The sequence below is a fragment of the Humibacter ginsengiterrae genome (assembly GCF_054780115.1).
This window is the reverse complement of sequence record NZ_BAAGWY010000008.1, coordinates 126,459-149,070: the sequence shown is the minus strand read 5'-3', so window position 1 is coordinate 149,070 and position 22,612 is coordinate 126,459. Positions and strand designations below refer to the sequence as shown.

The following is a 22,612-nucleotide window of genomic DNA, read 5'->3' as shown; positions in this document are numbered from 1 at the left end:
GCACCCCACGAAGGAGAATCCATGTCTGCACCGCGCACCCGCATCGGCTCATCCGACCTCGACGTCTACCCGCTCTCGCTCGGCGGCAACGTCTTCGGCTGGACCGCCGACGACGACCAGTCCTTCGCGGTGCTGGATGCGTACGCGGATGCCGGAGGGAACTTCATCGACACCGCCGACGGTTACTCGCACTGGGTGGCAGGCAACCACGGCGGGGAAAGCGAGCGCACGATCGGTCGCTGGCTGGCCCGCCGTTCCGACCGCGACTCGTTCGTGATCGCCACGAAGGTGAGCACGCATCCGGACTTCAAGGGGCTCGCCCCGAGCAACATCAAGGCCGCTGCGGATGCCTCGCTCGGCCGCCTGCAGGTCGACCATCTCGACCTGTACTACGCGCACTTCGACGACCCGGCGATCCCGCTGGCGGACACGGTCGGCGCGCTCTCCGAACTGGTGGATGCCGGCAAGGTGCGCGCCATCGGAATCTCGAACTACACACCGGAGCGCATCGACGAGTGGTTCGACGTCACCGAGCGTGACGGCCTGCACCGCGCGGTCGCGCTGCAGCCGCACTACAACCTGGTCGAGCGCGACTTCGAGAACGCACTGCGCGAGCGAGCGGAGCGCTTCGGGCTCGGCGTGGTTCCGTACTACGCGCTGGCGAGTGGCTTCCTCACCGGCAAGTACCGCGACGGGGTGGACGTCGACAGCGCTCGCGCTGCCGGCGCGGTGAAGTACCTCGACGATCGGGGACGCCGCGTGCTCGACACGCTCGATGACGTCGCTGCCGCGCACGGCGCATCCGTCGCGGCCGTTGCGCTCGCCTGGCTGCGCGAGCAGCCGACGGTCGTCGCGCCCATCGCGAGTGCACGCACCGTCGACCAGCTGACTGCTCTGCTCGAGTCCGTCAGCCTGCAGCTGACCGGCGATGAACTCGCGGCGCTGAGCGAGGCATCCTCTGGCGAGGACGCGGCGGCAGCATAGCGGCGCTCGCCGCCCCTACGTGCGGAGCACGACGTTCAGGGGCGGCTCGCCTGCGAGCATCCGCTCGATCTGACGACGCAGCAATCGGGCCATGCGCGGCAGCATCGCGCTCGAGGCGCCCCCGACGTGCGGCGAGATCAGCACGTTCGGCAGCGCGAACAGCGGATGCCCGTGCGGCAGCGGCTCCGGATCGGTCACGTCGAGCGCGAATCGCACCCGGCCCGCCGTCGCGTGCTTGAGTACGGCATCCGTGTCGGCAACGGCGCCGCGTGCGACGTTCACGACGAGGGCGCCGTCAGGGAGTGCGGAGAGGAACGCGTCGTCGACGAGGTGGCGGGTGGCATCCGTCAGCGGGGTTCCGATCACGACGATGTCCGCGGCTGGCAACAGCGCGGGAAGCTCATCGATGCCGTGGATGTGCAGATCGCCCTCGTCGCGGGCGCGCGATGCAACGCGCGTGATCTCGACCTCGAACCCGGCCAGTCGTGCCTCGACGGCCTTCCCCACTCCGCCGTAGCCCACGATGAGCACGCGACGGTCGGCGAGGCTCGCCAGGCGTTCGGGCGCCCACTCACCGCGTTCGGCGGCGCGCACGAAGTCTGGAATGCCACGCTGCGCGGCGAGCATGAGGGCGAGTGCGAGCTCGGCGGTGGACGTCTCGTGCACGCTGGCAGCGTTCGCGAACACGAAGCCGGCGGGCAGTACGGAGGCGACGCCGTCGTATCCGATGGACTGGCTCTGCACGAGCTCGGCACGTACGCCCTCGAGTGCTGCGAGAACCGCGATGCCGCCCATGTACGGGGGCACGACGATGTCGAAGTGGTCGCGCGGCTGCGGTGATTTCAGGTCCCACTGCACGAACTCGACGCCCTGCGGCGAGGGCCCGGGCAGTGCCTCGTAGGTGTTCAGCAGGGCGGATCCGGGAACGCTGACGACGATGCTCACGCTTCGACCCTAAGCGCTGCTGCGGAGTGGCGGATGCCGGCTGGACCAGGCCGCCCGAGGATGCAGCGCGCTGTTTCCGGCGCGTGCGTCGGTGAAGACACCCGCTGGATCGATTCACGGAATAGGCCGCTGATCGGCGGGTTTGTCCACATGTCTGCCCCTGAAGGGGGACTTGTTGCCAAGCAGGGCTTGACGTCGCCGGGGGGCATCGCTATATATTGAAACCATTCAATTTCGGGAAAGCGTTTTCCGGAGTGCGTCAGCGTGATCTGACCGCGATCCCACAAGGGAGCGGCTCGATCGGAACCGGCGCACGCGGCGCGATTCGGCGTGCGCGCGGAGCGATCTGCGGGTGCCGTATTCGCCGTGCATTCCGGAACCGGCAATGAGCAAGGAGGCTCAGGTGGCAGTGCGTCGTTCCATCTCAGAAACAGAACTTCCGAAGGACTTCCGCGGTGGGGCCGCCGTTCCGAAAGGAGCGAATGCGGGTGCGCATGCGAACTGGAGTCGCCGCACGGCGCTCGCCGGTCTCGGCGGCGCCGCCGTGCTCGCCGGGGTCGCGCTGACCGGCACAGCTGCCAACGCCGCTGAACCGGATGATCACAGCACGGGCGACGTGACCTCGAAAGACCTGGGCATCGCCAACGTGTGCGACTTCGGTGCACGGGGCGACGGCAAGACCGACGACACGAAGGCGTTCCAGTCCGCACTCGACACCGTCGCGAAGTCCGGCTCCGTGGTCGTGGTCGTGCCGCCGGGAACGTACCCGATCTCGGCGACGCTGAACGCGACAGGTCCGGTGCGCCTCGTCGGTCTCGGCGGCTGGTCGAGCAGCGAGCTCGTGATCGCGGATGCCGTGACCACCGGGATCAGCCTGAAGCAGGCATCCACCGCCAACGTCTACCCGGGGCCCGCGCTGCAGCTCATCGACCTGTCGTTCTCGTACGCCGGCACCGGGAGCGTCGTCGTGCTCGACGAGAGCGCGCTGCACTCGCCGTTCCAAGACACTCTCATCTCCGGATGCCGGTTCTTCCTCGGCGCGGACGGCACCGCGATCTCCAGCATCAACCAGCGCTCGCTGATGGTGACCGAATGCCAGTTCCTCGGGGCGCACTCCGGGCAGGGCACAGCGATCCGGCTCGACGACTCCGACAACACGACGATCCAGCAGAACGTCTTCTACCACCTGGGCTACTGCGTCTACGGGGTGCGCGGCGCGAACCGCACCTACGACGCCGGGATCATCATCATGACGAACAGCATGTCGAGCTTCAACGAGGGCATCTACCTCGACGGCTGGGAGACCGTGCAGGCGATCGGCAACATGATCGACGGCTGCGCGACCAGTTGCATCCACATGATCGACGGCTACCACTCGATCATCTCGAACAACTACCTCGGAGTCACCGCCGGCAGCGGCCTGCTGCTGGAGACCAAGAGCCCGTACGGCGTGAAGTTCGAGGGTCAGGTGCAGTTCACGAGCAACTACTTCAACTGCTACCAGGCCGGCGGTCCGGCGCCGATCCTGCTGAACGGGGTCAGCGCCCAGAGGCCGATCGACCAGGTGAACATCGTCGACAACATCGTCAACGGCCACCCGCAGCCGGCCGTGCAGCTGAACAACGCCCAGAACGTGCGGGTCAGCGGTAACACGTTCCGCGGGCAGGCATCCGGACTCGTCTCGATCATCGACAAGACCCCTGGCAAGAACTACATCTACGACAACATCGTCGACGGCGACATCCAGGCCGACGGCGACATGCTGCGCGACAACTGGACCCTCGCGGCATACCCGTCGTAGGCACCGGAAGGCAACACCGAACGGATGCGAAGGAGCATGCCATGACGATAGGTCGCGCGAACGAGGGCGGCGGCACCGCCCGGCGCGAGATGTCCGGACTGGCGCAGCTGGCCTACACGGCCTGCGGCGCGGTCACCTGGATGGCCGCACTGAACCTGGCCTGGTTCGCCGGCACCCTGCTCGGCGGCGTCGTGCTCGGTGCAGGTCCCGCCACAGCGGCAGCGCACACGCTCGCCCGGCGGCGGATGCGTGGAGACGGCATCCGTTTCGTGCGCGACTTCTGGGCGGAGTACCGGGGGCAGTGGCGCACGGCGAACCTCGTCTTCGCGCCGGTCGTCGTGGTCGTCGCCTCGCTGCTGTTCAGCTGGGCGTACGCGCTCGACTCGCACGCACCGTGGCCGTTCGTGGTCGTGCTCGTCGTCGCCACCGTGCTCGTCGTCGGTGCAGGCGGCGTGCTCGGGCCCATGTACGCGCACTACGACCTGCCGTGGCGGCGCTACGTGCCCACCGCGCTGCGGTTCGCCGTCGCGATGCCGTGGACCTTGGTGCTGCTCGCGGCGCTCGCCGGCGTCATCGTGCTCGCCACGGCGATCGTGCCAGCGCTGTTCTGGTTCGTCTCGATCGGCGCCTGGATCTATCTCGACACCGCGCTCTGCCTCGCCCTCTTCGCCGCGAACGACGCGCGGCTGGAGCAGGCAGAGGCATCCTCCCAACCCACCAACTGACACCGCAAAAGGAGTCCAACCATGAAGATCACTCGCAGAAGAACGGTGCTGGCATCCGCCGCAGCACTGTGCGCCACCGCGCTGGCGCTGACCGGCTGCACCGCCTCGACGCCGAAGTCGACGACGGCGACGGCGGCCAAGTTCTCCACCCTCACCGTCATGGCGCCCTACCTGAGCACACAGGCGCCGCCCGCCGACAACCCGGTGGGCACGGCGCTCGACAAGGTGATCGGCACCAAGCTCGACGTGACCTGGGTGCCTAACTCGTCATACGGCGACAAGACGAACATCACGCTGGCGGGCAGCGACATCCCCGACGTGATGGTCATCCAGGGCAAGGACTCCGGCTTCGTCAGCAACGCCGAGGCCGGTGCATTCTGGGACCTCACCGACTACCTGAAGGACTACCCGAACCTCAAGACGAACGAGCCGGCCGTGCAGCAAGCATCCAGCATCAACGGCAAGGTCTACGGCATCTTCCGCGCTCGTGACGTGATGCGCACGTCGGTCATGGTGCGCAAGGACTGGCTGAAGAAGCTCGGTCTCGCGATGCCGAAAACCACGGCGGATCTGCTCAAGGTGGCCAAGGCGTTCACCGACGATGACCCGGACGGCGACGGCAAGAAGGACACGTACGGCGTCGTGATTCCGAAGTGGCCCGGCGGCTTCGCCACCAACAGCCCGTACGACGCCATCGAGACGTGGTACGGCGCGGGCAACGACTGGTACAAGACCGGGGGCAAGCTCGAGCCGAGCTTCACGAATCCCAAGTGGATCGACGCGCTGAGCTACGAGAAGAAGCTCGTGCCGTACATGAACCCCGACTACGCGACGCTCGACTCGGTGAACTGGAACCAGCCGTTCCTCACCGGCAAGGGCGGAATCATCATCGACACGTATTCGCGTGCCCGCCAGATCGACAAGCTGCTGGCGCAGCAGGACCCGAACACCTACCAGAACATGGTGCAGGTCACCGGCAACCTGGTCGGTCCGAGCGGAACGATGTACGCCCTGCCGACTCCCGGGTACTCGGGCTTCCTCGCCATTCCGAAGTCGTCGGTGAAGACGGTCTCGCAGCTCAAGGGCGTGCTGTCGATCCTCAACAAGATGAACTCGAAGCAGGCCCAGATCATCATGAACAACGGGCTCGAGGGTCAGAACTTCACGGTCAAGGACGGGCGAGCGGTAGCCATCACCAGCCCTGACGCGACGAACCTGCAGAACATCGTCGCGAGCTACGCGCAGCTGGGCACGAACGTGAACGGCTCGAAGTTCTATCCGCCGGCGCAGGCGAATGCGTACGACCAGCAGGTGTATGACGCCGAGCAGGCCACGATGGCGGCAGACACCAAGCACGCGGTGTACAACCCCGCGGCCGCCTTCGTGTCGAAGACGTACACGCAGGAGGGCGCCACGCTCGACAACATCATCGTCGACGCGCGCCTCAAGTACATCTCCGGACAGATCAGTCTCGACCAGCTCAAGGCGGCCATCCAGCAGTGGAAGACCAGCGGCGGCTCGCAGGTGGTCTCTGAGATCAACGCCCTCTACAAGAAGTCCAAGAAGTAGCCCGATTCGGGTGGCGGGCCGGTGTGATCCGGCCCGCCACCCCGGACGAAACACGAGGCACACGATGTCGATACAGAAGCTCGACACGGCCACCGAGTCTCTGCTGGTGCATGAGACCGGCAGCCTGGTCAGATCCCCACGACCCCGCCGGTGGCTGGCCACCCTGAACCGCTACAAGTGGTTCTACCTGATGCTCCTGCCGGGCGTCGCCTACTTCGCGATCTTCCGCTACGCGCCCATGGGCGGTGCGATCATCGCGTTCAAGAACTACGTGCCGTTCCTCGGCATCTTCGGAAGCCAGTGGGCCGGATGGCAGCAGTTCGAGCAGCTGTTCGGCGGGCCCGACTTCGCGCGCATCCTCTCCAACACGCTGATCCTCGCGGCGCTGAACCTCTTCATCTGCTTCCCGCTGACGATCGTCGTCGCGCTGCTGCTGAACGAGTTGCGGCTGACGGTGCTCAAGCGGTCGGTGCAGACGCTGATCTACATTCCGCACTTCCTCGCCTGGACGATCGTGGCGGCGCTGACGTACCTTCTGTTCGCTCAGGGTTCCGGGGTGCTCTTCAACTTCTTCAATGGTGTCTTCGGCACCCACGTCGACTTCCTGACCTCGCCCGGATGGTTCCGGCCGCTGATCATCCTGCAGAGCATCTGGAAGAGCACCGGATGGGGCACGATCATCTACCTGGCGGCGCTCGCCGGGGTCGATCCGAACCAGTACGAGGCCGCCGTGATCGACGGCGCCGGCCGGTGGAGCCGGATGTGGCACGTCACCCTGCCCGCCATCCGCGGAACGATCGTCGTGATGCTGATCCTCTCGATGGGGTCGATCCTCAACACCGGGTTCGAGCAGATCTACCTGATGACGAACTCGCTCAACCGCGGCGTTGCGGATGTCTTCGACACCTACGTCTACTTCGTCGGCATCTCGCAGGGCTCCTACAGCTACGCCACGGCCGTCGGCCTCTTCAAGGCGATCGTCGGCGTCATCCTCATCGGCGGCGCCAACTGGATCGCCAAGCGACTCGGACAGGACGGGATCTTCTGATGACCACGGCAACCCGTGCGCTCACCACCGTGAGCACGTCCCGGCGGCGGCGCAGAGTCAAGGCGGAGCGCTACCGCTACAACACCAGGGCGGGCAAGGTGTTCGACGTCTTCAACGTCGCCCTGCTGACCGCGATCGGGCTCGTCGCCCTGTTCCCGTTCGTGTTCGTGCTGGTGCGTTCGTTCGCGCCGGAGGCCGAGCTCGAGTCGAGCTCGTTCTTCCTCTGGCCGAAGGCGTTCACGTTCGAGGCGTACAACTCGATCTTCTCCACGCCCGCCTTTCCCCGGGCCCTGATAACCACGATCCTCGTCACCGCCTTCGGCACAGTCATCCAGTTGTTCCTCACGGTGCTGATGGCGTATCCGCTGTCGAAGCGCGGACTGCCTGGACGCAACATCATCATGAGCGGCGTCGTGTTCGCGATGGTGTTCTCCGGCGGCATGATCCCGACGTTCTTGATAGTGAAGGACCTCGGGCTGCTCAACAACTACCTTGCGCTGATCCTGCCGCTGGCTATCGACCCGTTCAGCCTGATCATCATCAAGAACTTCTTCCAGAACCTGCCCTCGGAGCTGGAAGAGGCGGCAAGGGTGGACGGCGCAAGCGACTTCGGCGTGTTCTGGCGTGTCGCCCTGCCGCTGTCGAAGCCGGTGCTGGCGACGTTCGCGCTGTTCTACGCGGTGGCCATCTGGAACGACTACATGTCGCCGCTGCTGTACCTCAACGACAGTTCCATGTGGACGCTGCAGATGTTCCTCAAGCAGGTGACGAGCGCATCCAACCTGCAATCCGCCCAGCAGGATCAGCCCGGATACGTGGCGCCGTCGGAGGGCGTCAAGTACGCCGTCGTCGTGGTGGCCACGATCCCGGTGCTGATCTTCTACCCGTTCCTGCAGAAGCACTTCGCCAAGGGCATGCTGATCGGGGCGGTGAAGGGATGACCGTCCACCTGGCAGGCGACTCGACCGTCGCCCCCGCGAAGCCGGAGGAAGACCCGCTCACCGGATGGGGCGAGTACCTCGACGAGTTCGTGCCCGATGCGGTGCGCAACCTCGCCGTCGGGGGCGCCACGACCGCCTCGTTCATCGCCGAGGGCAGGTGGGATGCCCTGTTGCAGCAGGTGCACCCCGCTGACTGGGTGCTCATCCAGTTCGGCCACAACGACCAGAAGGAACCGGAGCTGCTGGCGGCATCCGGGGGCTACCGCGAGAATCTGCTCTCGTTTGTGCGCGACGTGCGCGACCGGAGGGCGAACCCCGTGCTCCTCACCTCGGTGGAACGTCGCCTGTTCGACGGCGGCGAGCTGCGGCGAACCCACGGCCCCTATCCGCAGGCGGTGCGCGACCTGGCCGTGGAGCACGAGGTTCCGCTGATCGACGCGAACGCGTTCACGCGGTGGCTGTACGAGTGGCTGGGTCCTGACCGTTCTGAGGAGTTCTTCGTGCATCTTGCACCCGGGGTCTCGCCGGCGTGGCCGGACGGCGCGGCAGACAACACGCACTTCACGCACGAGGGCGCCCGCACGGTCGCGCACTTCGTCGCGCGCTCGCTCGACGGCATCCGCCGGGTGGGCGAGCACGAGCCGGCATGGGGCAAGTGGAAGGTGCGCCCGTGAGCGTGGTTTACCGCAACCTGCTGAGCGGGCCGGCCGACATCGCCGACTGGGTCGCCGAGGGCCCGATGGGGTCCGCGGCCGGTGCCGACGGGCTCGAGCTGTTCAGCACGGGCGACGAGGACGAGCTCGGCGATCACGCGCACTTCACGGTGTGGTGCCCGCAGGAGCTGCCCGACGGCATCCGTGTCTCCTGGTCGTTCCGGCCGCTGACCGATGAGGGCCTCGCGATGGTGTTCTTCGCCGCGTCGGGCATCGGGGCCGACCTGTTCTCGTCCGGGCTCGCACCCCGAGACGGCTACTATCCGCAGTACCACTCGAGCGACATCCGCACGCTGCACGCGTCGTACTACCGGCGCAAATGGCCGAGCGAGCGTCGCTTCACGACCAGCAACCTGCGCAAGTCGCCGGGATTCCAGCTCGTCGCCCAGGGCGCCGACCCGCTCCCCGGCATCGCCGACGTCGACGGCTTCTACCGCGTCCGCGTCGAGAAGGACGGTCCTTCGGTGCGCTTCGGCATCGACGACCTGACCCTGTTCGCCTGGAACGACGAGAGCGGCGACGCTCTCGGTGCCGGGCGCATCGGGTTCCGCCACATGGCACCGCTGCGTGCCGCCTACCGAGATCTCGAGGTGACCTCACTGCATGACTGACACCATGAACGACAACACCACGGTGGTGCGCTCCGGATTCGACAGCGTCGACGTCCGCTGGCTCGGCGACGAGCCGCCGGCGACGCTCGAGGGTGCGGCAGTCTTCGGCGCTCCTCTTCCGCGGGGTGCTGTCGCATCCGCGTCGGACCTCGAGCTCGTCGACGAGACCGGCGAACGGGTCGCAGCGCAACTCTGGCCACTCGCGAACTGGCCCGACGGCTCCCTGAAATGGGCGGCCGCGGCCACCGCCGACGCGCGGAGCGGGTACCGGGTGAGACGGGCATCCGGCGACACCCGGACCGATGCCGCTCCCGGTCTGCGTGTCACCCGTGACGCCGAGGGCGTGAACGTGGACACGGGTGCGGTGTCGCTCGTCGTTCCCGCCTCCGGACCCGCTCTCGTGTCGGATGTGCGCATCGAGGGCCGGCAGGTCGCTCGCGACGCGCGGCTCGTCAGTCTGCTGCAGACCACGCCGCCGGAGAACGAGGACCACCGCGAGCGGGTCGCGTTCGAGAGCGAGGTTTCATCGATCGAGGTGGAGCAGGACGGGCCCGTGCGTGCGGTGGTGCGCGTGGAAGGCATCCACCGCGCTCTGGTGGGGGAGCGCGAATGGCTGCCCTTCACCGTGCGGCTGTACTTCACGGCCGGCCGGCCGGGCATTCGCATCGTGCACTCGTTCGTGTGGGACGGCGACGCCGAGCGCGACTTCCTCGCCGGGCTCGGCCTCCGCGTGACGGTCCCGCTTCGCGCGGTGCTGCACGACCGGCACGTGCGCATCGCGGGAACGGACGGCGGCGTGTTCGCCGAGGCGGTGCGCGGCATCACCGGGCTGCGCCGAGACCCGGGCGAGGCCGTGCGAGCGGCGCAGGTGGCGGGCATCCCAACACCTCCCGTCGAGGAGTGGGCGCCCACGGTGTCGCGGCGGCTGGAACTCATCCCGGCGTGGAACGACGTGACCCTGTCGCAGCCGACCCCCGACGGATTCACCCTGCGCAAGCGCACCGCTGCAGGGCACGCCTGGGTCGGCGTCACCGCCGGAACCCGGGCTGCCGGCTATGCGTACCTCGGCGACATCGCCGGCGGCGTCGGGCTGGGCGTTCGCGACTTCTGGCAGTCGTACCCTGTGCAGCTGGATGTGCGGGATGCCGCCACCGAAGAGGGCTCGCTGACCGCGTGGCTGCACTCGCCGGAGGCCGAGCCGATGGACCTGCGGTTTTACCACGACGGCCTCGGCCAGGACGACTACGAGACCCAGCTCGAGGGCCTCGAGATCACGTACGAGGACTACGAGCCCGGGTTCGGCGACGCGCACGGCGTCGGCCGAACGCACGAGCTGTGGCTGCGGCCGTACGACGCAACACCGGCGACGGCGCGGTTCGCGGAGCATGCCGACCTCGTCGCCGACCCGCCGCAGCTCGCCGCCGCGCCCGCGAGCATCCGTTCCGCGGGCGTCTTCGGCGACTGGAGCCTGCCCGAGCGCAGCACGCCCGAGCGGTCGCGGCTGGAGGACCAGCTCGACGCCCTCTTCGCGTTCTACCGCGACCAGGTCGACCAGCGCCGATGGTACGGGTTCTGGAACTTCGGCGACATCATGCACACCTACGACCCCGACCGGCACGTGTGGCGGTACGACGTGGGCGGTTACGCGTGGGACAACTCCGAGCTCTCGCCCGACCTGTGGCTCTGGTACGCGTTCCTACGCACCGGGCGCAAGGACGTCTTCCGCATGGCCGAGGCGATGACCCGCCACACCGGCGAGGTCGACACCTATCACACCGGCCGGTTCAAGGGCCTCGGATCGCGGCACAACGTGCAGCACTGGGGATGCAGCGCCAAGCAGCTGCGCATCAGCAACCCCGCCTACCGCCGGTTCTTCTACTACCTCACCGCCGACGAGCGCACCGGCGATCTGCTGCACGAGCTGCGCGACAGCGACCGCACATTCCTGGCGCTCGACCCGACCCGCAAGGTGCGCACGGATGCCGCCACCTACCGCCCGGATCAGCACGCGCTGGCCATCGGGCTGGGCACGGACTGGGGTGCGCTCGCCGCGACGTGGCTCACCGAGTGGGAGCGGTTCGGCGACGAGTGGTCGCGCGACCGGTTGCTCGGCACCATGGCCGACATCGGAGCGCTGCCGCACGGCTTCCTCACGGGAGAGGCGCTCTACGACATCACGACCGGCCGCTTCGACACCTCGCGTGACCGCATCGCGGTCTCGCATCTGAGTGCCGTGTTCGGCCTCGTCGAGATGTGCAGCGAGCTGATCGACCTGGTCGACGTGCCCGGATTCCGGGATGCCTGGCTGCAGTACTGCCGCCTGTTCCTCGCCACCGAGGAGGAACAGCTCGCGGCCGTCGGACAGGTGCTCCAGGGCACGAACCTCACGCAGGCGCACAGCCGGCTGCTCGCGTACGTCGCCCACCACACGGGCGATGCCGAACTTGCCGGTCGTGTGTGGCGCGCGTTCGACGCCAGCGGCGAGTTCCTCGCCCGAGGCGACTTCCATGACGCGGATGCCGTGCTGCACGTTCGCACGGTTCTCCCGCCCGAAGTGATCGCGCCCGTCGACGAAGCCGAGCGGGTGTCGACGAACGCTGCGGCGCAATTCGGGCTCGCAGCCATCCAGAACCTGGCCCTCGTGGGCGAGGCGCTCCACACCAACACGCATTCGAAGGAGAAGTGAACGTGAGAAGCATCAAACGCATCGCCCTCGCCGGCACCTGTGTCGCCGGCCTTCTGCTCACCCCCGTCGCAGCCCACGCTGCGACCACCGACACGACGTCGACGACCGACACGGCCACGACGAACGCGGCAAGCCTCCCGACGGATTCCGCGCTGTCCGTGCTGAACGTGCTGACGCACACGACGTCGCCCGGCTCGCACGCGTACTACATCTCGCCGACCGGTGACGACAGCAATCCGGGAACGAAGGATGCCCCGTTCAAGACCCTGATGCGGGCACAGGCCGCGGCATCCTCGGGAGACGTGGTCTACATCCGTGGAGGCGTCTACAACGACTTCACGATTCCGGAGACGAACAATCCGTTCGAGGACGTCTATCACTACGTGAACCCCATCTATAAGAGCGGGATCACGTACGAGGCGTACCCGGGCGACCCGAGGCCCGTGTTCGACTTCAGCAATGTGCCGACCGATCAGCGCGTGGCCGCCTTCTACATCCAGACGAACGTGACCGACGTCAACTTCGTGGGATTCGACGTGACCGGAGTCAAGGTCGGTGCGCAGAAGCAGTCCGAGGCGTTCCGGATTTCGGGCGGCGCCAACTTCGTCGACATGGCGGCGTACGGCAACGAGGCCAACGGCTTCTACTACACGATGGACGGCACCGGCGTCGTGCTGAACAGCGACTCGCACGACAACATCGGCCCGACAGCGACAGCGGCCGGGAACACGGACGGGTTCGGCGCCCACGCCAAGAACGTGTGGTTCATCGGCGACCGCTCGTGGCACAACAGCGACGACGGATTCGACAGCATCTCATCGCACGGCCGGGTCGCGTATATCGACGACTGGTCGTTCGACATGCACGGCAACCAGAACGGCATCGGCGACCAGAATGGCTTCAAGGTCGGCGGATTCGCCTACGCGACCAGCGGGCTGCCGGATCCGATCCCGCTGCACACCGTGATCGACTCGCTCGCGGCCGACAACGGCGCGAACAACTTCTACGCGAACCACCAGCCCGCACAATCGGCGTATTGGATCAACAACACCGGCTACAAGCCGGGCTACGGCGCCGACTTCAACATGCTGGAACGCGTCAGCCCGACGAGCCCCGACAACATCGCCGGCTACCGGGAGGTGCTGCACAACAACCTCGCGTTCACGGGGCCGCTGACCATGAACGACAACACGCCTGCCGCGAACGAGACGAACAACTCGTGGACGCTGAACGGCGGGCTCGACCTGACGGCATCCGAATTCGAGAGCCTGGACATGCAGCAGCTCACCGCCCCGCGAAAGGCGGACGGAAGCCTTCCCGACGTGAACTTCTTGAAGCCCGTCGCCGGCTCGGCGGCGCAGAAGGCCGGGCTCGGTTACCTCGCGGACAAGGGCGATGTGTTCGCGACGCTGCAGAAACTCGTCGGCGTGTACGCCCAGTCGGGCGACATCGACGACCAGGGCATCGCCGACAGCCTCGTGTCGAAGCTGCAGGACCACGAGCTCGGGGCCTTCACCAACGAGCTCGTCGCCCAGTCCGGCAAGCACGTCAGCGCCTATGCGGCCGAGACGCTGACCCTGGTGGCGGGCGCGCTCACGGCGTAGGCGCATCACCGACACCGCTCGAAGTGGAGGAATGACGATGTCACACATGAAGGCGTCTGGGGCGAGCCGGAGGGGGTTCCTGGTCGGGATGACTGCGGCTGCGACTGCTGCGTTCGTTCTGCCTGCCACGGCGGAGGCTGCGGCGGAGACCGTCACGTCACCGCCCGGTGGTACGCCGGTGCCGACCGGCACGACCGCCGGTCCGGCGTTCTCGTTCGATGTCCCGCCAGGCGATTATGACCTGATGCTGAAGTTCGGCAGTGCGGACGCGGCCGCGAGCACGGGTGTGCAGGTGGAGGCGTGGCGCACCGTGTTCGCGGACGTACACACCGCGGCGGGGGAGTTCGTCACCCGCACGGTCACGGTGAATGTCCGAAACCCGGAGAGCATGCCCACCGGGGAGGAGGGTCCGGGCACGCCGGGGCTGCAGGTGTACGCCATCGGATCGGATGCGGCATTGATCGATGCGAAGATTCTGCCGCCGCAGCCGCGGCAGCGGATCGTGGTGGTCAGCGATTCGACCGCGGCGGACTGGCTGGTCGGACCGAAGTACGGGTGGGCGCAGGCGATTCCGCAGTTCTTCCGGGAGGGACTGTCGGTGGTGAACTTCGCCGACTCGGGGGAGAGCTCGGTGTCGTGGCTGGGGAACCCGACCCTGTGGGCGGCCGTGAAGCCGCAGATCAGGGAAGGCGACGAGGTCTTCATCCAGCTGGCGCACAACGACAAGCAGACCACCGAGGCCGACTTCCGGGCGAACATCACCACCCTGATCACCGGTGCCCGGCAGCAGCACGGTCAACCGGTCGTGGTGACCCCGCCGTGCCGGATCCTGTTCGACGCGGACGGGAAGATCACCCCCACCGGACGGATCGTCAACAACCTCGGCGTCGACCTGCCCGCGGTGCTGCGCGACCTGGCCCACCAGCTGGGCACCCCGCTGCTGGACCTCACCGCCGCCAGTCAGGCATTCCTGGAACAACTCGGACCCGCCCAGGCTCCAGCCCTGTACGTCGACCGCACCCACACCAACGCGGTCGGAGCACCGAAGATCGCAGGGCTGGTCGTCAACCTGATCCAGGACGCCCGCCTCGATGCGTCCTGGTTCGTGCGACACGACGCCGCATAAGCAGACGGCGTTGAACACGGCCGGGCGGAGGGGTTCCCTTCCGCCCGGCCGTACGCGTTCGGCCCTCGGCAGGCCTAGATCCGGCGGAGCGGATCGAGCCGGCGGATGCCCGATAGGCCGAGCGCAGGCCCGGGTCGCCGGTCGGATGACGACGATCCCTCAGTGAGGCTCGTACCGCAGGGTGGGCTGCGTGGCGACGACGAGCGCGCGCAGGTCGGCGAGCGACCCGCCCACTGCACCGGCCGCCCGCGCCTGCACGAGCACGTTGCCGATCGCGGTCGCCTCGACGGGGCCGGCGATCACCGGCACCCCGGCGCGATCCGCCGTCGCTTGGCAGAGCAGTGCATTCCGTGCCCCGCCGCCCACGATGTTGATCGCCGCCAGGGGAGTGCCTGCCAGAGCGGATGCCTGTGCCGCCGCCCGCGCGAACGCATCCGCCAGCGACTCCACGATGCTGCGCACGAACTCGTGCATGCCCCGCGGAACGAGCCCGCCCGCCTCGCGACACAGCTGCTCGACCCGAGCAGGCATGTCGCCCGGCGGCATGAGCCGCGGGTCGTCGATGTCGAACACGGTGAACGGCACGGCCGGCGCGGATGCGGCATCCAGGAGCGCGGCGAGATCGGCGTCCGCGCCTGCCTCCTGCCATGCGCGAACACACTCGTTGAGCACCCACAACCCCATCACGTTGTGCAGCAACCGCGTCGTGCCGTCCACGCCGCGCTCGTTCGTGAAGCCGGAGTCGCGCGCATCCGCGGTCAGCACCGGCGTCGGCGACTCCACGCCGACCAAACCCCAGGTGCCGCACGACACGAACACGGAGCCCTCGGTGTCGAGCGGCGTGCCGACGACGGCGGATGCCGTGTCGTGCGAACCGACCGCGACCACCGGCGTCGACTGCGGGAGCCCGGTTCGCTCCGCCGCTTCGACGCTGAGGGTGCCGATGACGTCACCCGGGCGCACGACGGGCGGCAGGATGCCTGCGGGCACGCCGACGCGCTCCGCAAGTTCGGCATCCCAGCGGGGCTCCGCCTCCACGGCGGGCACGAGGCCCGTCGTCGACGCGTTGGTCTCCTCCGCCACACGGGCGCCCGTCAGCCAGTAAGCGAAGAGGTCGGGAATGAGCAGGATGCTCTCACCCAGCCCCTCGCTGACGAGCGGGTCCGCCGCGAACTGGTACACGGTGTTGAACGGCAGGAACTGCAGTCCGTTGCGCGCGTAGATCTCCTCGAAGGGCACGAGTGCATGCACGCGCTCGACGCCTCGGGCGGTGCGCGAATCCCGATAGTGGAACGGCGCGGCCATGAGCTGTCCCTCGCGCAGCACGCCGTAGTCGACGGCCCACGAGTCGATGCCGATCGACGCGATGCGCTCCCCGGTGCGCTCTGCGGCGGCACGGGCATCCGTCAGCCCGTTCAGCACGGCCTCGCGAAGCGCGGCGATGTCCCAGTGCAGTCCGTCTTCGCGCTGCACCGGTTCGTTCGGGAACCGCGCCACCTCCTCGAGTTCGAGCACCCCGGGGCCGTCACCTGACACCCGGGCGAGGATCACGCGCCCGCTGGTCGCGCCGAGGTCGATCGCGACGACAAGCGTGCCGGCAGTCATCGCAGGAATGCGGCCGCAACGCCCGAGTCGACGGGGATGTGCAGCCCGGTGGTGCGGCTGAGCTCGGGGCCCGTCAGCACGTACACGGCGTCGGCGACGTTCTCGGGCACGACCTCGCGCTTGAGGATGGTGCGGTTGGCGTAGAACTGGCCGAGGTCCTCTTCCTTCACGCCGTACGTGGCGGCGCGGTTGGCTCCCCAGCCGGAGGCGAAGATGCCGGACCCGCGCACCACGCCGTCCGGGTTGATGCCGTTCACCCGCACTCCGTGCTCGCCGAGCTCGACCGCGAGCAGTCGCACCTGGTGCGCCTGGTCGGCCTTCGTTGCGGAGTAGGCGATGTTGTTCGGCCCGGCGAAGACGCTGTTCTTCGACGAGATGTAGACGATGTCGCCGCCCATTCCCTGGGCGAGGAGAGCGGATGCCGCCGCCTTCGACACGAGGAACGACCCCTTGGCCATCACGTCGTGCTGCAGGTCCCAGTCCTTCTCGGTGGTCTGAAGCAGCGGCTTCGACAGCGACAGGCCGGCGTTGTTCACGACGAGGTCGATGCCGCCGAACGCGAGCACGGTGGCGTCGATCGCGGCCTGCACCCCCTCGGCATCCGCCACGTTCGCTGCGACGCCGATCGCGACATCCGTGGTCCCCAGCTCGGCGGCGACGGCCTGCGCCTTCTCGAGGTCGAGGTCGGCCACGACGACGCACGCGCCCTCGGCCGCGAGCCGGGTGGCGATCGCCTTGCCGATACCGGATGCCGCCCCCGTGACGAACGCGATCCGCCCCTGGTGGGTCTTCGGCTTCGGCATGCGCTGCAGCTTCGCCTCTTCCAGCGCCCAGTACTCGATGCGGAACTTCTCCGAGTCCGGGATCGGGGAGTAGGTGGAGAGCGCCTCGGCGCCGCGCATCACGTTGATTGCGTTCACGTAGAACTCGCCCGCGACGCGCGCGGTCTGCTTGTTCGCACCGAAGCTGAACATGCCGACACCGGGCACGAGCACGATGAGCGGATCGGCCCCGCGGATCGCCGGGCTGTCCTCGGTCGCGTGCGCGTCGTAGTACGCCTGGTAGTCCGCGCGGTACTGCTCGTGCAGTTCCTTCAGCCGTTCGAGCTGTTCCTCGACGGATGCCGTCGCGGGCAGGTCCAGCAGCATCGGCTTGACCTTGGTGCGGAGGAAGTGGTCGGGGCAGCTCGTGCCGAGCTCCGCCAGCGCAGGCGCCTTCTCGGACGCCAGGAAGTCGAGCACGACATCCGAGTCGGTGAAGTGCCCGACCATGGGCTTGTCGTGTGATGCCAGCCCGCGGATCGTGGGAGCCAGCGCCGCTGCGCGCTCCCTGCGCTGGGCATCCGGCAGCGCCTCGTACCCGGCCCGGACGCCGCCGAACGGGTCGGCCTTGCCGTGCGCATCGATGTACTCGGCGGCGGTGCGGATGATCCACAGCGAATTGGCCTCGGCCTCCTCGGAGGTGTCGCCCCACGCCGTGATGCCATGGCCCCCGAGGATGCAGCCGATCGCATCCGGGTTCTCACGCTTCACGGCGGCGATGTCGAGCCCGAGCTGGAACCCGGGACGGCGCCACGGCACCCACACCACCCGGCCGCCGAAGGCATCCTTCGTCAACTGCTCGCCATCGGCGGCGGTCGCGAACGCGATGCCCGAGTCCGGATGCAGGTGGTCGACGTGCGCGGCATCCACCAGCGCGTGCATCGCGGTATCGATCGACGGGGCAGCGCCGCCCTTGCCGTGCAGGCAGTAGTCGAACGCGGCGACCATCTCGTCTTCGCGTTCCACCCCCGGGTACACGTTCTGCAACGCACGCACCCGGTCCAGCCGCAGCACCGCCAGACCCTTCTCGGTGAGCGTGCCGAGATCGCCGCCGGAGCCCTTCACCCAGAGCAGGTCGACCTGCTCACCGGTGACCGGATCGGTCTCCGCGCCCTTGGCCGACGTGTTGCCGCCGGCGTAGTTCGTGTTGCGCGGATCGGCGCCCAGGCGGTTGCTGCGCGCGATCAAGTCGGTGACGGCTTGGTTCGTCATGGTGTTCTCCAGTGATTCGGATGATCGTCGGCGCCGTCGGAGTCGGATGCCGCGAACGTGGTCGGTCGGATGCCGCGAGCCCGGTCAGCCGGACGCGAGCCCCGTCAGTCGGACGGCGCGAGCCGGAGGATGCGCGCCGCGAACCTCTCGATCGAGGCGGATGCCGCGGCCTCCTCCGGGCGGTTCAGGTGCCCGTGCCCGGTGCCCGGCTCGGTCGAGGCGTCAATGTCGACCCCGGCCGTGCGCAGCGACGCGGCGAATGCCTCGCCCGAGACGCGGAGCTCGTCGACATCGTCGTTGATCATGATGGTGGGCGGGAAGGATGCCAGCTGCTCGGTCGTCGCCAGCCCCGGGACCGCGTAGACCGGCAGATCGTCGGCGGGCGCGGCATCCAGAGGCGCACCGAGGTAGTTCTGGTACATTCTGGCGACCGCATCAGGAGCGAAGCGGTCGGCATCCGGGTTCGCGTCGAGTGCGCCGCGCAGCGCGGCATCCGGCCGCGGCTGCACCGCGAGAAGCGTCGGGTAGGCGAGCACGGCGAGCGCCGGAACGGGGCCGCCGTCGTGCGCCAGGCGCAGCGCCGATCCTGCGGCGATGTTGCCGCCTGCACTCGCGCCGCCGAGCGCCCAGGGCCCGTCGGCGAGCCCCGACTGCGCAGCCCAGCGGAACGCGAACACCACTTCGTCGACCGGCACCGGATAGTGCACGCCCTCTGCCTTCGCAGGCTTCTCCGGCGATGCGAACACTGCCGGCGTCGGCGCCAACCGGTAGTCCACCGACACGACGGTCACGCCGCGTCGCGCGAACTCTTCGGCGACCCAGTCGCCCTCCGGCATGTCCAGGTCGCCGGCGAAGAAGCCGCCGCCGTGCAGCCACACGAGTCCCGGTCCGGCGGGCTCGTTCGGCAGGTAGACGCGCACGCGCAGCGGCCCGTGCGGCCCCTCGATCACGCGATTCTCGACCTGGACTCCGGATGCCCGCGCCGCTTCCGAAGCCGATCCCGTGGTCGACACGGTGCTCATGCTCCCCATCCCGCCTGGGTGCCGCCGACGCGCTCCTCTTCGATCTTCTCCTGGTATCCGGATGCCGCATATGCAGCGCTCGGATCGCGCGGCAGACCGCGAGACTCGCGCCAATCGGCGAGGTCGGGTCGGACATCCGTGTAGAAGGCGTCCATCACGATGCCGTTGGCCGTCAGCACATCGCCGGCGTTCTGTGCGGCGGTCAGGGCGTCCCGGTCGACGAGCAGAGCGCGGGCGGTCATCTCCTGCACGTTCAGCACGGAGCGGATCTGCCCGGGGATCTTCTTCTCGATGTTGTGGCACTGGTCGAGCATGAACGCCACGTCGGGGTTGGCGTAGCCGCCACCGCGGATCACCTCGAGGATGACGCGGAACAGCTGGAACGGATCCGCGGCCCCGACGATCAGGTCGTCGTCGGCGTAGAACCGCGAGTTGAAGTCGAACGAGCCGAGCTTTCCGAGGCGAAGCAGCTGCATCACGATGAACTCGATGTTGGTGCCCGGCGCGTGGTGCCCGGTGTCCAGGCACACCACCGCACGGTCGCCGAGGGCACTGACCTGGGCGTACGAGGTGCCCCAGTCGGGCACATCGGTGTGGTAGAACGCGGGCTCGAAGAACTTGTACTCGAGCACGAGCCGCTGCCCGTCGCCGATGCGCTCGTAGATCTTCGACAGCGAGTCGTGCAGGCGATCCTGACGGCCACGCATGTCGTCCTGGCCCGGATAGTTCGTGCCATCGGCCAGCCAGATCTTGAGGTCGCGGCTGCCGGTCTCGTTCATGATGTCGATGCACTCGAAGTGGTGATCGATCGCCTTCTGACGGATGCGCGGGTCGGAGTGCGTGACCGATCCCAGCTTGTAGTCGTCGTCTTGGAACGTGTTCGAGTTGATCGTGCCGAGCGCGACGCCGTTGTCTTCGGCGTGCTTCTTCAGGTCGGAGTACGAGGGCACCTTGTCCCACGGGATGTGCAGCGCAACGCTGGGGGCGAGGCCGGTGTGCTTGTGCACCTGGGCGGCGTCCGAGATCTTCTCGAACGGGTCGCGCGGCGTGCCCGGCGAGCCGAACACCTTGAACCTGGTGCCCGAGTTGCCGAACGCCCAGCTCGGCAGCTCGATCGCCTGACGGCCGAGCAGATCGAGAGTGTCTGACGAGATGGTCATGTGGTTGCCTTTCCTGCCTCGCCCACGACGCCGTGGGCCTGATGTGACGTTTCGGATTCGGATTCGGATGCCTGCCGACCGGATGCCTGCGCGTCGGGTGCCTGTGCTGCTGACGACTGCGGAAGCTCCCGCAGCAGCCGCTCGAGGTTGAATACCTCGGGGAGCTGTTCGGATGCCTGGTCGGCGCGTCCGTCGAGCGCCACGAAGAAGCGCCCCATGTCCGCCTCCCAGCGTGCCGCAACCTCCGATTGCGCCAGGTAGCGCTCGCTGGCCGCGATGTCGTCTGTCTCGAAGTATCCGACGAGTTCGCCGTCGTCGGCCAGGAACAGCGAGTAGTTGCGGCGTCCGGATGCCTCGATCTCGCGCAGCATCTCCGGCCACACGCTCGCGTGCCTGGCACGGTACTCATCCAGAAGCTCCGGTCGCACCCTGAGCCGGAAGCACACCCGTTGAGTCGACGTCATCGGCATTCCTTTCACGAGCCATTGAATCGTTTCATAAACGGTGCCCGCTCGCAACCCGCGACGTCCCTTCGTCGCCCAGCCGTTATCCGAGCGTTGCGGAGAGGTGCGGGCGTCGCCCACCGCACTTCCCCACGAATTGTGGTCCGAAGTTGTCGCGTGGCTGCCGTGGAAGCGACACTTCGGGACCGCAATTTCGTTGGGGCGGTCAACCTCGTACAGTGAAGCGGCGTTCCATCTCCCGGGCTACACGTATACGGCGTGAGATGATTCGTTTCACACGCCCGGCGTAGACAACCTCGACGGCAGAGCGGCCGCGAGCACCGGACCGGGCGTCAGGAGGTCTCTCATGGTGAGTGTGCGCGATGTCGCGATCGCGGCCGGCGTCTCAGTGGGCACCGTCTCGAACGTGCTCAACCGGCCGGAGCGCGTCGCTGCGTCCACCGTCGAGCGGGTCAACGCGGCGATCGCCGATCTCGGCTTCGTGCGCAACGATGCGGCGCGCCAGCTGCGCGCGGGCCGCAGCAGAAGCATCGGGCTCATCGTTCTCGACGTCGGCAACCCGTTCTTCACCGACGTGGCGCGCGGCGCGGAGGGGCGGGCATCCGAAGACGGATTCTCCATACTGCTCGGCAACAGCGACGAGGCCACCTTGCGCGAGGCCGCCTACCTCGATCTGTTCGAGGAGCAGCGCGTGCACGGAGTGCTGATCAGCCCGGTCGCCGACGACCTGCCGAGGCTGCGCAAGACGCGGGATCGGGGCATCCCCGTCGTGCTGGTCGACCGCGAGGCGCCGGACCGCAGCTTCTCCTCGGTGGCGGTGGATGACGTGGCCGGCGGCCGCACCGCCGTCGAGCACCTCATCGAGATCGGCCGCAGACGAATCGCCTTCGTGGGCGGGCTGGACTCGATCAGGCAGGTGGCCGATCGTCTCTCCGGAGCGCGCATCGCTGCATCGGAGCGTGCGGGCGCGGCGCTCGAGTACGTGCCGACTTCCTCGCTGACCGTGCGAGCCGGCGCCGAGGCCGGCGCCGAACTGCTGGCGCGCGAGGCGTCCCGTCGTCCGGATGCCGTGCTCGCCGCGAACGATCTGGTGTCGATCGGCGTGCTGCAGGCGGCGATCGCGGCGGGCATCCGTCCCCCCGACGACCTCGCGATCATCGGCTACGACGACATCGACTTCGCCGCCGCCGCGACCGTTCCCCTGAGCTCGATGCGGCAGCCCGCCGCGCTGATCGGCCACACCGCCGTCGACCTGCTCCTCGGGGAGGCGGAGCGGGGAGAGGGCTTCGAACCGAAGCAGATCGTCTACCAGCCTGAACTCGTCGTGCGCGAGTCGACCGCGGGCTGAACCGTCGGCCCGCGCCGGTCGCCTCGTTGCCGCTGTCGCATAGTGCGGGTTCGGATTGCCCGGCCCCAAGTACATCTCGAAGCTTGTGCGATCGGTGCCGACGCCGGGTCGGTTCATGAGACGAGTCGGTTCGTTCCGCTCGCCACGGGGAATTCTTCGAACCGCAATTGAAGCGATTCAATAGCTCGAACACTACGACCCCTTGAGCACGTGGTCAAGCCGCAATC

General features: G+C 67.9%; 18 protein-coding genes. 12 read left to right on the top strand and 6 right to left on the bottom strand.

All coding sequences use genetic code 11. The features are described 5' to 3' along the window. The first annotated feature begins 21 nt into the window (after nucleotides 1–21). The gene (locus tag ACYVII_RS11630; protein WP_460535120.1) at nucleotides 22–984 is read left to right on the top strand and encodes an aldo-keto reductase family protein; all 963 of its coding nucleotides are present in this window, start codon (nucleotides 22–24) and stop codon (nucleotides 982–984) included. Between the two features lie 15 nt (nucleotides 985–999). Here the strand turns inward: ACYVII_RS11630 and ACYVII_RS11625 are convergent, their stop codons facing one another. Beyond that, nucleotides 1,000–1,929, bottom strand: a complete 930-nt coding sequence (locus tag ACYVII_RS11625; protein WP_460535118.1) for a 2-hydroxyacid dehydrogenase — start codon at nucleotides 1,927–1,929, stop codon at nucleotides 1,000–1,002. Between the two features lie 403 nt (nucleotides 1,930–2,332). Between ACYVII_RS11625 and ACYVII_RS11620 the strand changes: the two genes are divergently transcribed. The 10 genes from ACYVII_RS11620 (at nucleotide 2,333) to ACYVII_RS11575 (ending at nucleotide 14,753) form a co-directional block, all read left to right on the top strand. After that, entirely contained in the window at nucleotides 2,333–3,730 is a 1,398-nt protein-coding gene (locus tag ACYVII_RS11620) for a right-handed parallel beta-helix repeat-containing protein (RefSeq protein WP_460535116.1), read from the top strand. A gap of 41 nt (nucleotides 3,731–3,771) precedes the next feature. After that, entirely contained in the window at nucleotides 3,772–4,455 is a 684-nt protein-coding gene (locus ACYVII_RS11615) for a YesL family protein (RefSeq protein ID WP_460535114.1), read from the top strand. Between the two features lie 21 nt (nucleotides 4,456–4,476). Further along, a complete protein-coding gene (locus ACYVII_RS11610; protein ID WP_460535112.1) occupies nucleotides 4,477–6,024 on the top strand; it encodes a type 2 periplasmic-binding domain-containing protein in 1,548 nt (515 codons plus the stop codon). A 64-nt stretch (nucleotides 6,025–6,088) separates the two neighbouring features. Beyond that, complete coding sequence (locus tag ACYVII_RS11605; RefSeq protein WP_460535109.1) at nucleotides 6,089–7,072, top strand: ABC transporter permease; 984 nt, start codon at nucleotides 6,089–6,091, stop codon at nucleotides 7,070–7,072. Continuing rightward, on the top strand, nucleotides 7,072–8,013 hold the full coding sequence (locus tag ACYVII_RS11600; RefSeq protein WP_460535107.1) for a carbohydrate ABC transporter permease: 942 nt from the start codon (nucleotides 7,072–7,074) through the stop codon (nucleotides 8,011–8,013). The genes ACYVII_RS11605 and ACYVII_RS11600 overlap by 1 nt, the downstream gene beginning before the upstream one ends. Continuing rightward, nucleotides 8,010–8,687 carry a rhamnogalacturonan acetylesterase gene (locus ACYVII_RS11595; protein ID WP_460535105.1) on the top strand — a complete coding sequence of 226 codons (678 nt, stop codon included), beginning with the start codon at nucleotides 8,010–8,012 and terminating at the stop codon, nucleotides 8,685–8,687. Before ACYVII_RS11600 ends, ACYVII_RS11595 begins: the two co-directional genes overlap by 4 nt. After that, nucleotides 8,684–9,337, top strand: a complete 654-nt coding sequence (locus tag ACYVII_RS11590; protein ID WP_460535103.1) for a DUF1961 family protein — start codon at nucleotides 8,684–8,686, stop codon at nucleotides 9,335–9,337. The genes ACYVII_RS11595 and ACYVII_RS11590 overlap by 4 nt, the downstream gene beginning before the upstream one ends. Next, nucleotides 9,330–12,023 (top strand): exo-rhamnogalacturonan lyase family protein, encoded by a 2,694-nt coding sequence (locus ACYVII_RS11585; RefSeq protein WP_460535101.1) that lies wholly within the window; start codon nucleotides 9,330–9,332, stop codon nucleotides 12,021–12,023. Before ACYVII_RS11590 ends, ACYVII_RS11585 begins: the two co-directional genes overlap by 8 nt. 2 nt (nucleotides 12,024–12,025) lie before the next feature. Next, nucleotides 12,026–13,627, top strand: a complete 1,602-nt coding sequence (locus tag ACYVII_RS11580) for a right-handed parallel beta-helix repeat-containing protein (RefSeq protein ID WP_460535099.1) — start codon at nucleotides 12,026–12,028, stop codon at nucleotides 13,625–13,627. A gap of 37 nt (nucleotides 13,628–13,664) precedes the next feature. Continuing rightward, nucleotides 13,665–14,753: a GDSL-type esterase/lipase family protein gene (locus tag ACYVII_RS11575; RefSeq protein ID WP_460535097.1), complete on the top strand. Its 1,089-nt coding sequence runs from the start codon at nucleotides 13,665–13,667 to the stop codon at nucleotides 14,751–14,753. A 159-nt stretch (nucleotides 14,754–14,912) separates the two neighbouring features. On the opposite strand, the gene ACYVII_RS11570 is transcribed toward ACYVII_RS11575, so the two are convergent. The 5 genes from ACYVII_RS11570 to ACYVII_RS11550 all read right to left on the bottom strand — a co-directional run bounded on the left by ACYVII_RS11570 (nucleotide 14,913) and on the right by ACYVII_RS11550 (nucleotide 21,037). Beyond that, a complete protein-coding gene (locus tag ACYVII_RS11570; protein ID WP_460535095.1) occupies nucleotides 14,913–16,358 on the bottom strand; it encodes a rhamnulokinase in 1,446 nt (481 codons plus the stop codon). Further along, complete coding sequence (locus ACYVII_RS11565; RefSeq protein WP_460535093.1) at nucleotides 16,355–18,391, bottom strand: bifunctional aldolase/short-chain dehydrogenase; 2,037 nt, start codon at nucleotides 18,389–18,391, stop codon at nucleotides 16,355–16,357. The genes ACYVII_RS11570 and ACYVII_RS11565 overlap by 4 nt, the downstream gene beginning before the upstream one ends. Nucleotides 18,392–18,495: 104 nt before the next feature. Further along, a complete protein-coding gene (locus tag ACYVII_RS11560) occupies nucleotides 18,496–19,413 on the bottom strand; it encodes an alpha/beta hydrolase (protein WP_460535090.1) in 918 nt (305 codons plus the stop codon). Beyond that, on the bottom strand, nucleotides 19,410–20,573 hold the full coding sequence (gene rhaI / locus ACYVII_RS11555; protein ID WP_460535088.1) for an L-rhamnose isomerase: 1,164 nt from the start codon (nucleotides 20,571–20,573) through the stop codon (nucleotides 19,410–19,412). The genes ACYVII_RS11560 and rhaI overlap by 4 nt, the downstream gene beginning before the upstream one ends. Continuing rightward, nucleotides 20,570–21,037, bottom strand: a complete 468-nt coding sequence (locus tag ACYVII_RS11550; protein ID WP_460535086.1) for an L-rhamnose mutarotase — start codon at nucleotides 21,035–21,037, stop codon at nucleotides 20,570–20,572. The genes rhaI and ACYVII_RS11550 overlap by 4 nt, the downstream gene beginning before the upstream one ends. A gap of 346 nt (nucleotides 21,038–21,383) precedes the next feature. On the opposite strand from ACYVII_RS11550, the gene ACYVII_RS11545 reads away from it, so the two are divergent. Then, nucleotides 21,384–22,385, top strand: a complete 1,002-nt coding sequence (locus ACYVII_RS11545; protein ID WP_460535085.1) for a LacI family DNA-binding transcriptional regulator — start codon at nucleotides 21,384–21,386, stop codon at nucleotides 22,383–22,385. Nucleotides 22,386–22,612: the final 227 nt, after the last annotated feature.

Excerpts from the sequence above, each read along its gene's own strand:
- ACYVII_RS11615 (WP_460535114.1), top strand. The coding sequence starts at position 3,772 with ATGACGATAGGTCGCGCGAACGAGGGCGGCGGCACCGCCCGGCGCGAG.
- ACYVII_RS11545 (WP_460535085.1), top strand. The coding sequence starts at position 21,384 with ATGGTGAGTGTGCGCGATGTCGCGATCGCGGCCGGCGTCTCAGTGGGC.
- ACYVII_RS11550 (WP_460535086.1), bottom strand. The coding sequence starts at position 21,037 with ATGACGTCGACTCAACGGGTGTGCTTCCGGCTCAGGGTGCGACCGGAG.
- ACYVII_RS11585 (WP_460535101.1), top strand. The coding sequence starts at position 9,330 with ATGACTGACACCATGAACGACAACACCACGGTGGTGCGCTCCGGATTC.
- ACYVII_RS11610 (WP_460535112.1), top strand. The coding sequence starts at position 4,477 with ATGAAGATCACTCGCAGAAGAACGGTGCTGGCATCCGCCGCAGCACTG.
- ACYVII_RS11575 (WP_460535097.1), top strand. The coding sequence starts at position 13,665 with ATGTCACACATGAAGGCGTCTGGGGCGAGCCGGAGGGGGTTCCTGGTC.
- ACYVII_RS11570 (WP_460535095.1), bottom strand. The coding sequence starts at position 16,358 with ATGACTGCCGGCACGCTTGTCGTCGCGATCGACCTCGGCGCGACCAGC.
- ACYVII_RS11600 (WP_460535107.1), top strand. The coding sequence starts at position 7,072 with ATGACCACGGCAACCCGTGCGCTCACCACCGTGAGCACGTCCCGGCGG.
- ACYVII_RS11630 (WP_460535120.1), top strand. The coding sequence starts at position 22 with ATGTCTGCACCGCGCACCCGCATCGGCTCATCCGACCTCGACGTCTAC.
- rhaI (WP_460535088.1), bottom strand. The coding sequence starts at position 20,573 with ATGACCATCTCGTCAGACACTCTCGATCTGCTCGGCCGTCAGGCGATC.
- ACYVII_RS11565 (WP_460535093.1), bottom strand. The coding sequence starts at position 18,391 with ATGACGAACCAAGCCGTCACCGACTTGATCGCGCGCAGCAACCGCCTG.
- ACYVII_RS11595 (WP_460535105.1), top strand. The coding sequence starts at position 8,010 with ATGACCGTCCACCTGGCAGGCGACTCGACCGTCGCCCCCGCGAAGCCG.
- ACYVII_RS11560 (WP_460535090.1), bottom strand. The coding sequence starts at position 19,413 with ATGAGCACCGTGTCGACCACGGGATCGGCTTCGGAAGCGGCGCGGGCA.
- ACYVII_RS11605 (WP_460535109.1), top strand. The coding sequence starts at position 6,089 with ATGTCGATACAGAAGCTCGACACGGCCACCGAGTCTCTGCTGGTGCAT.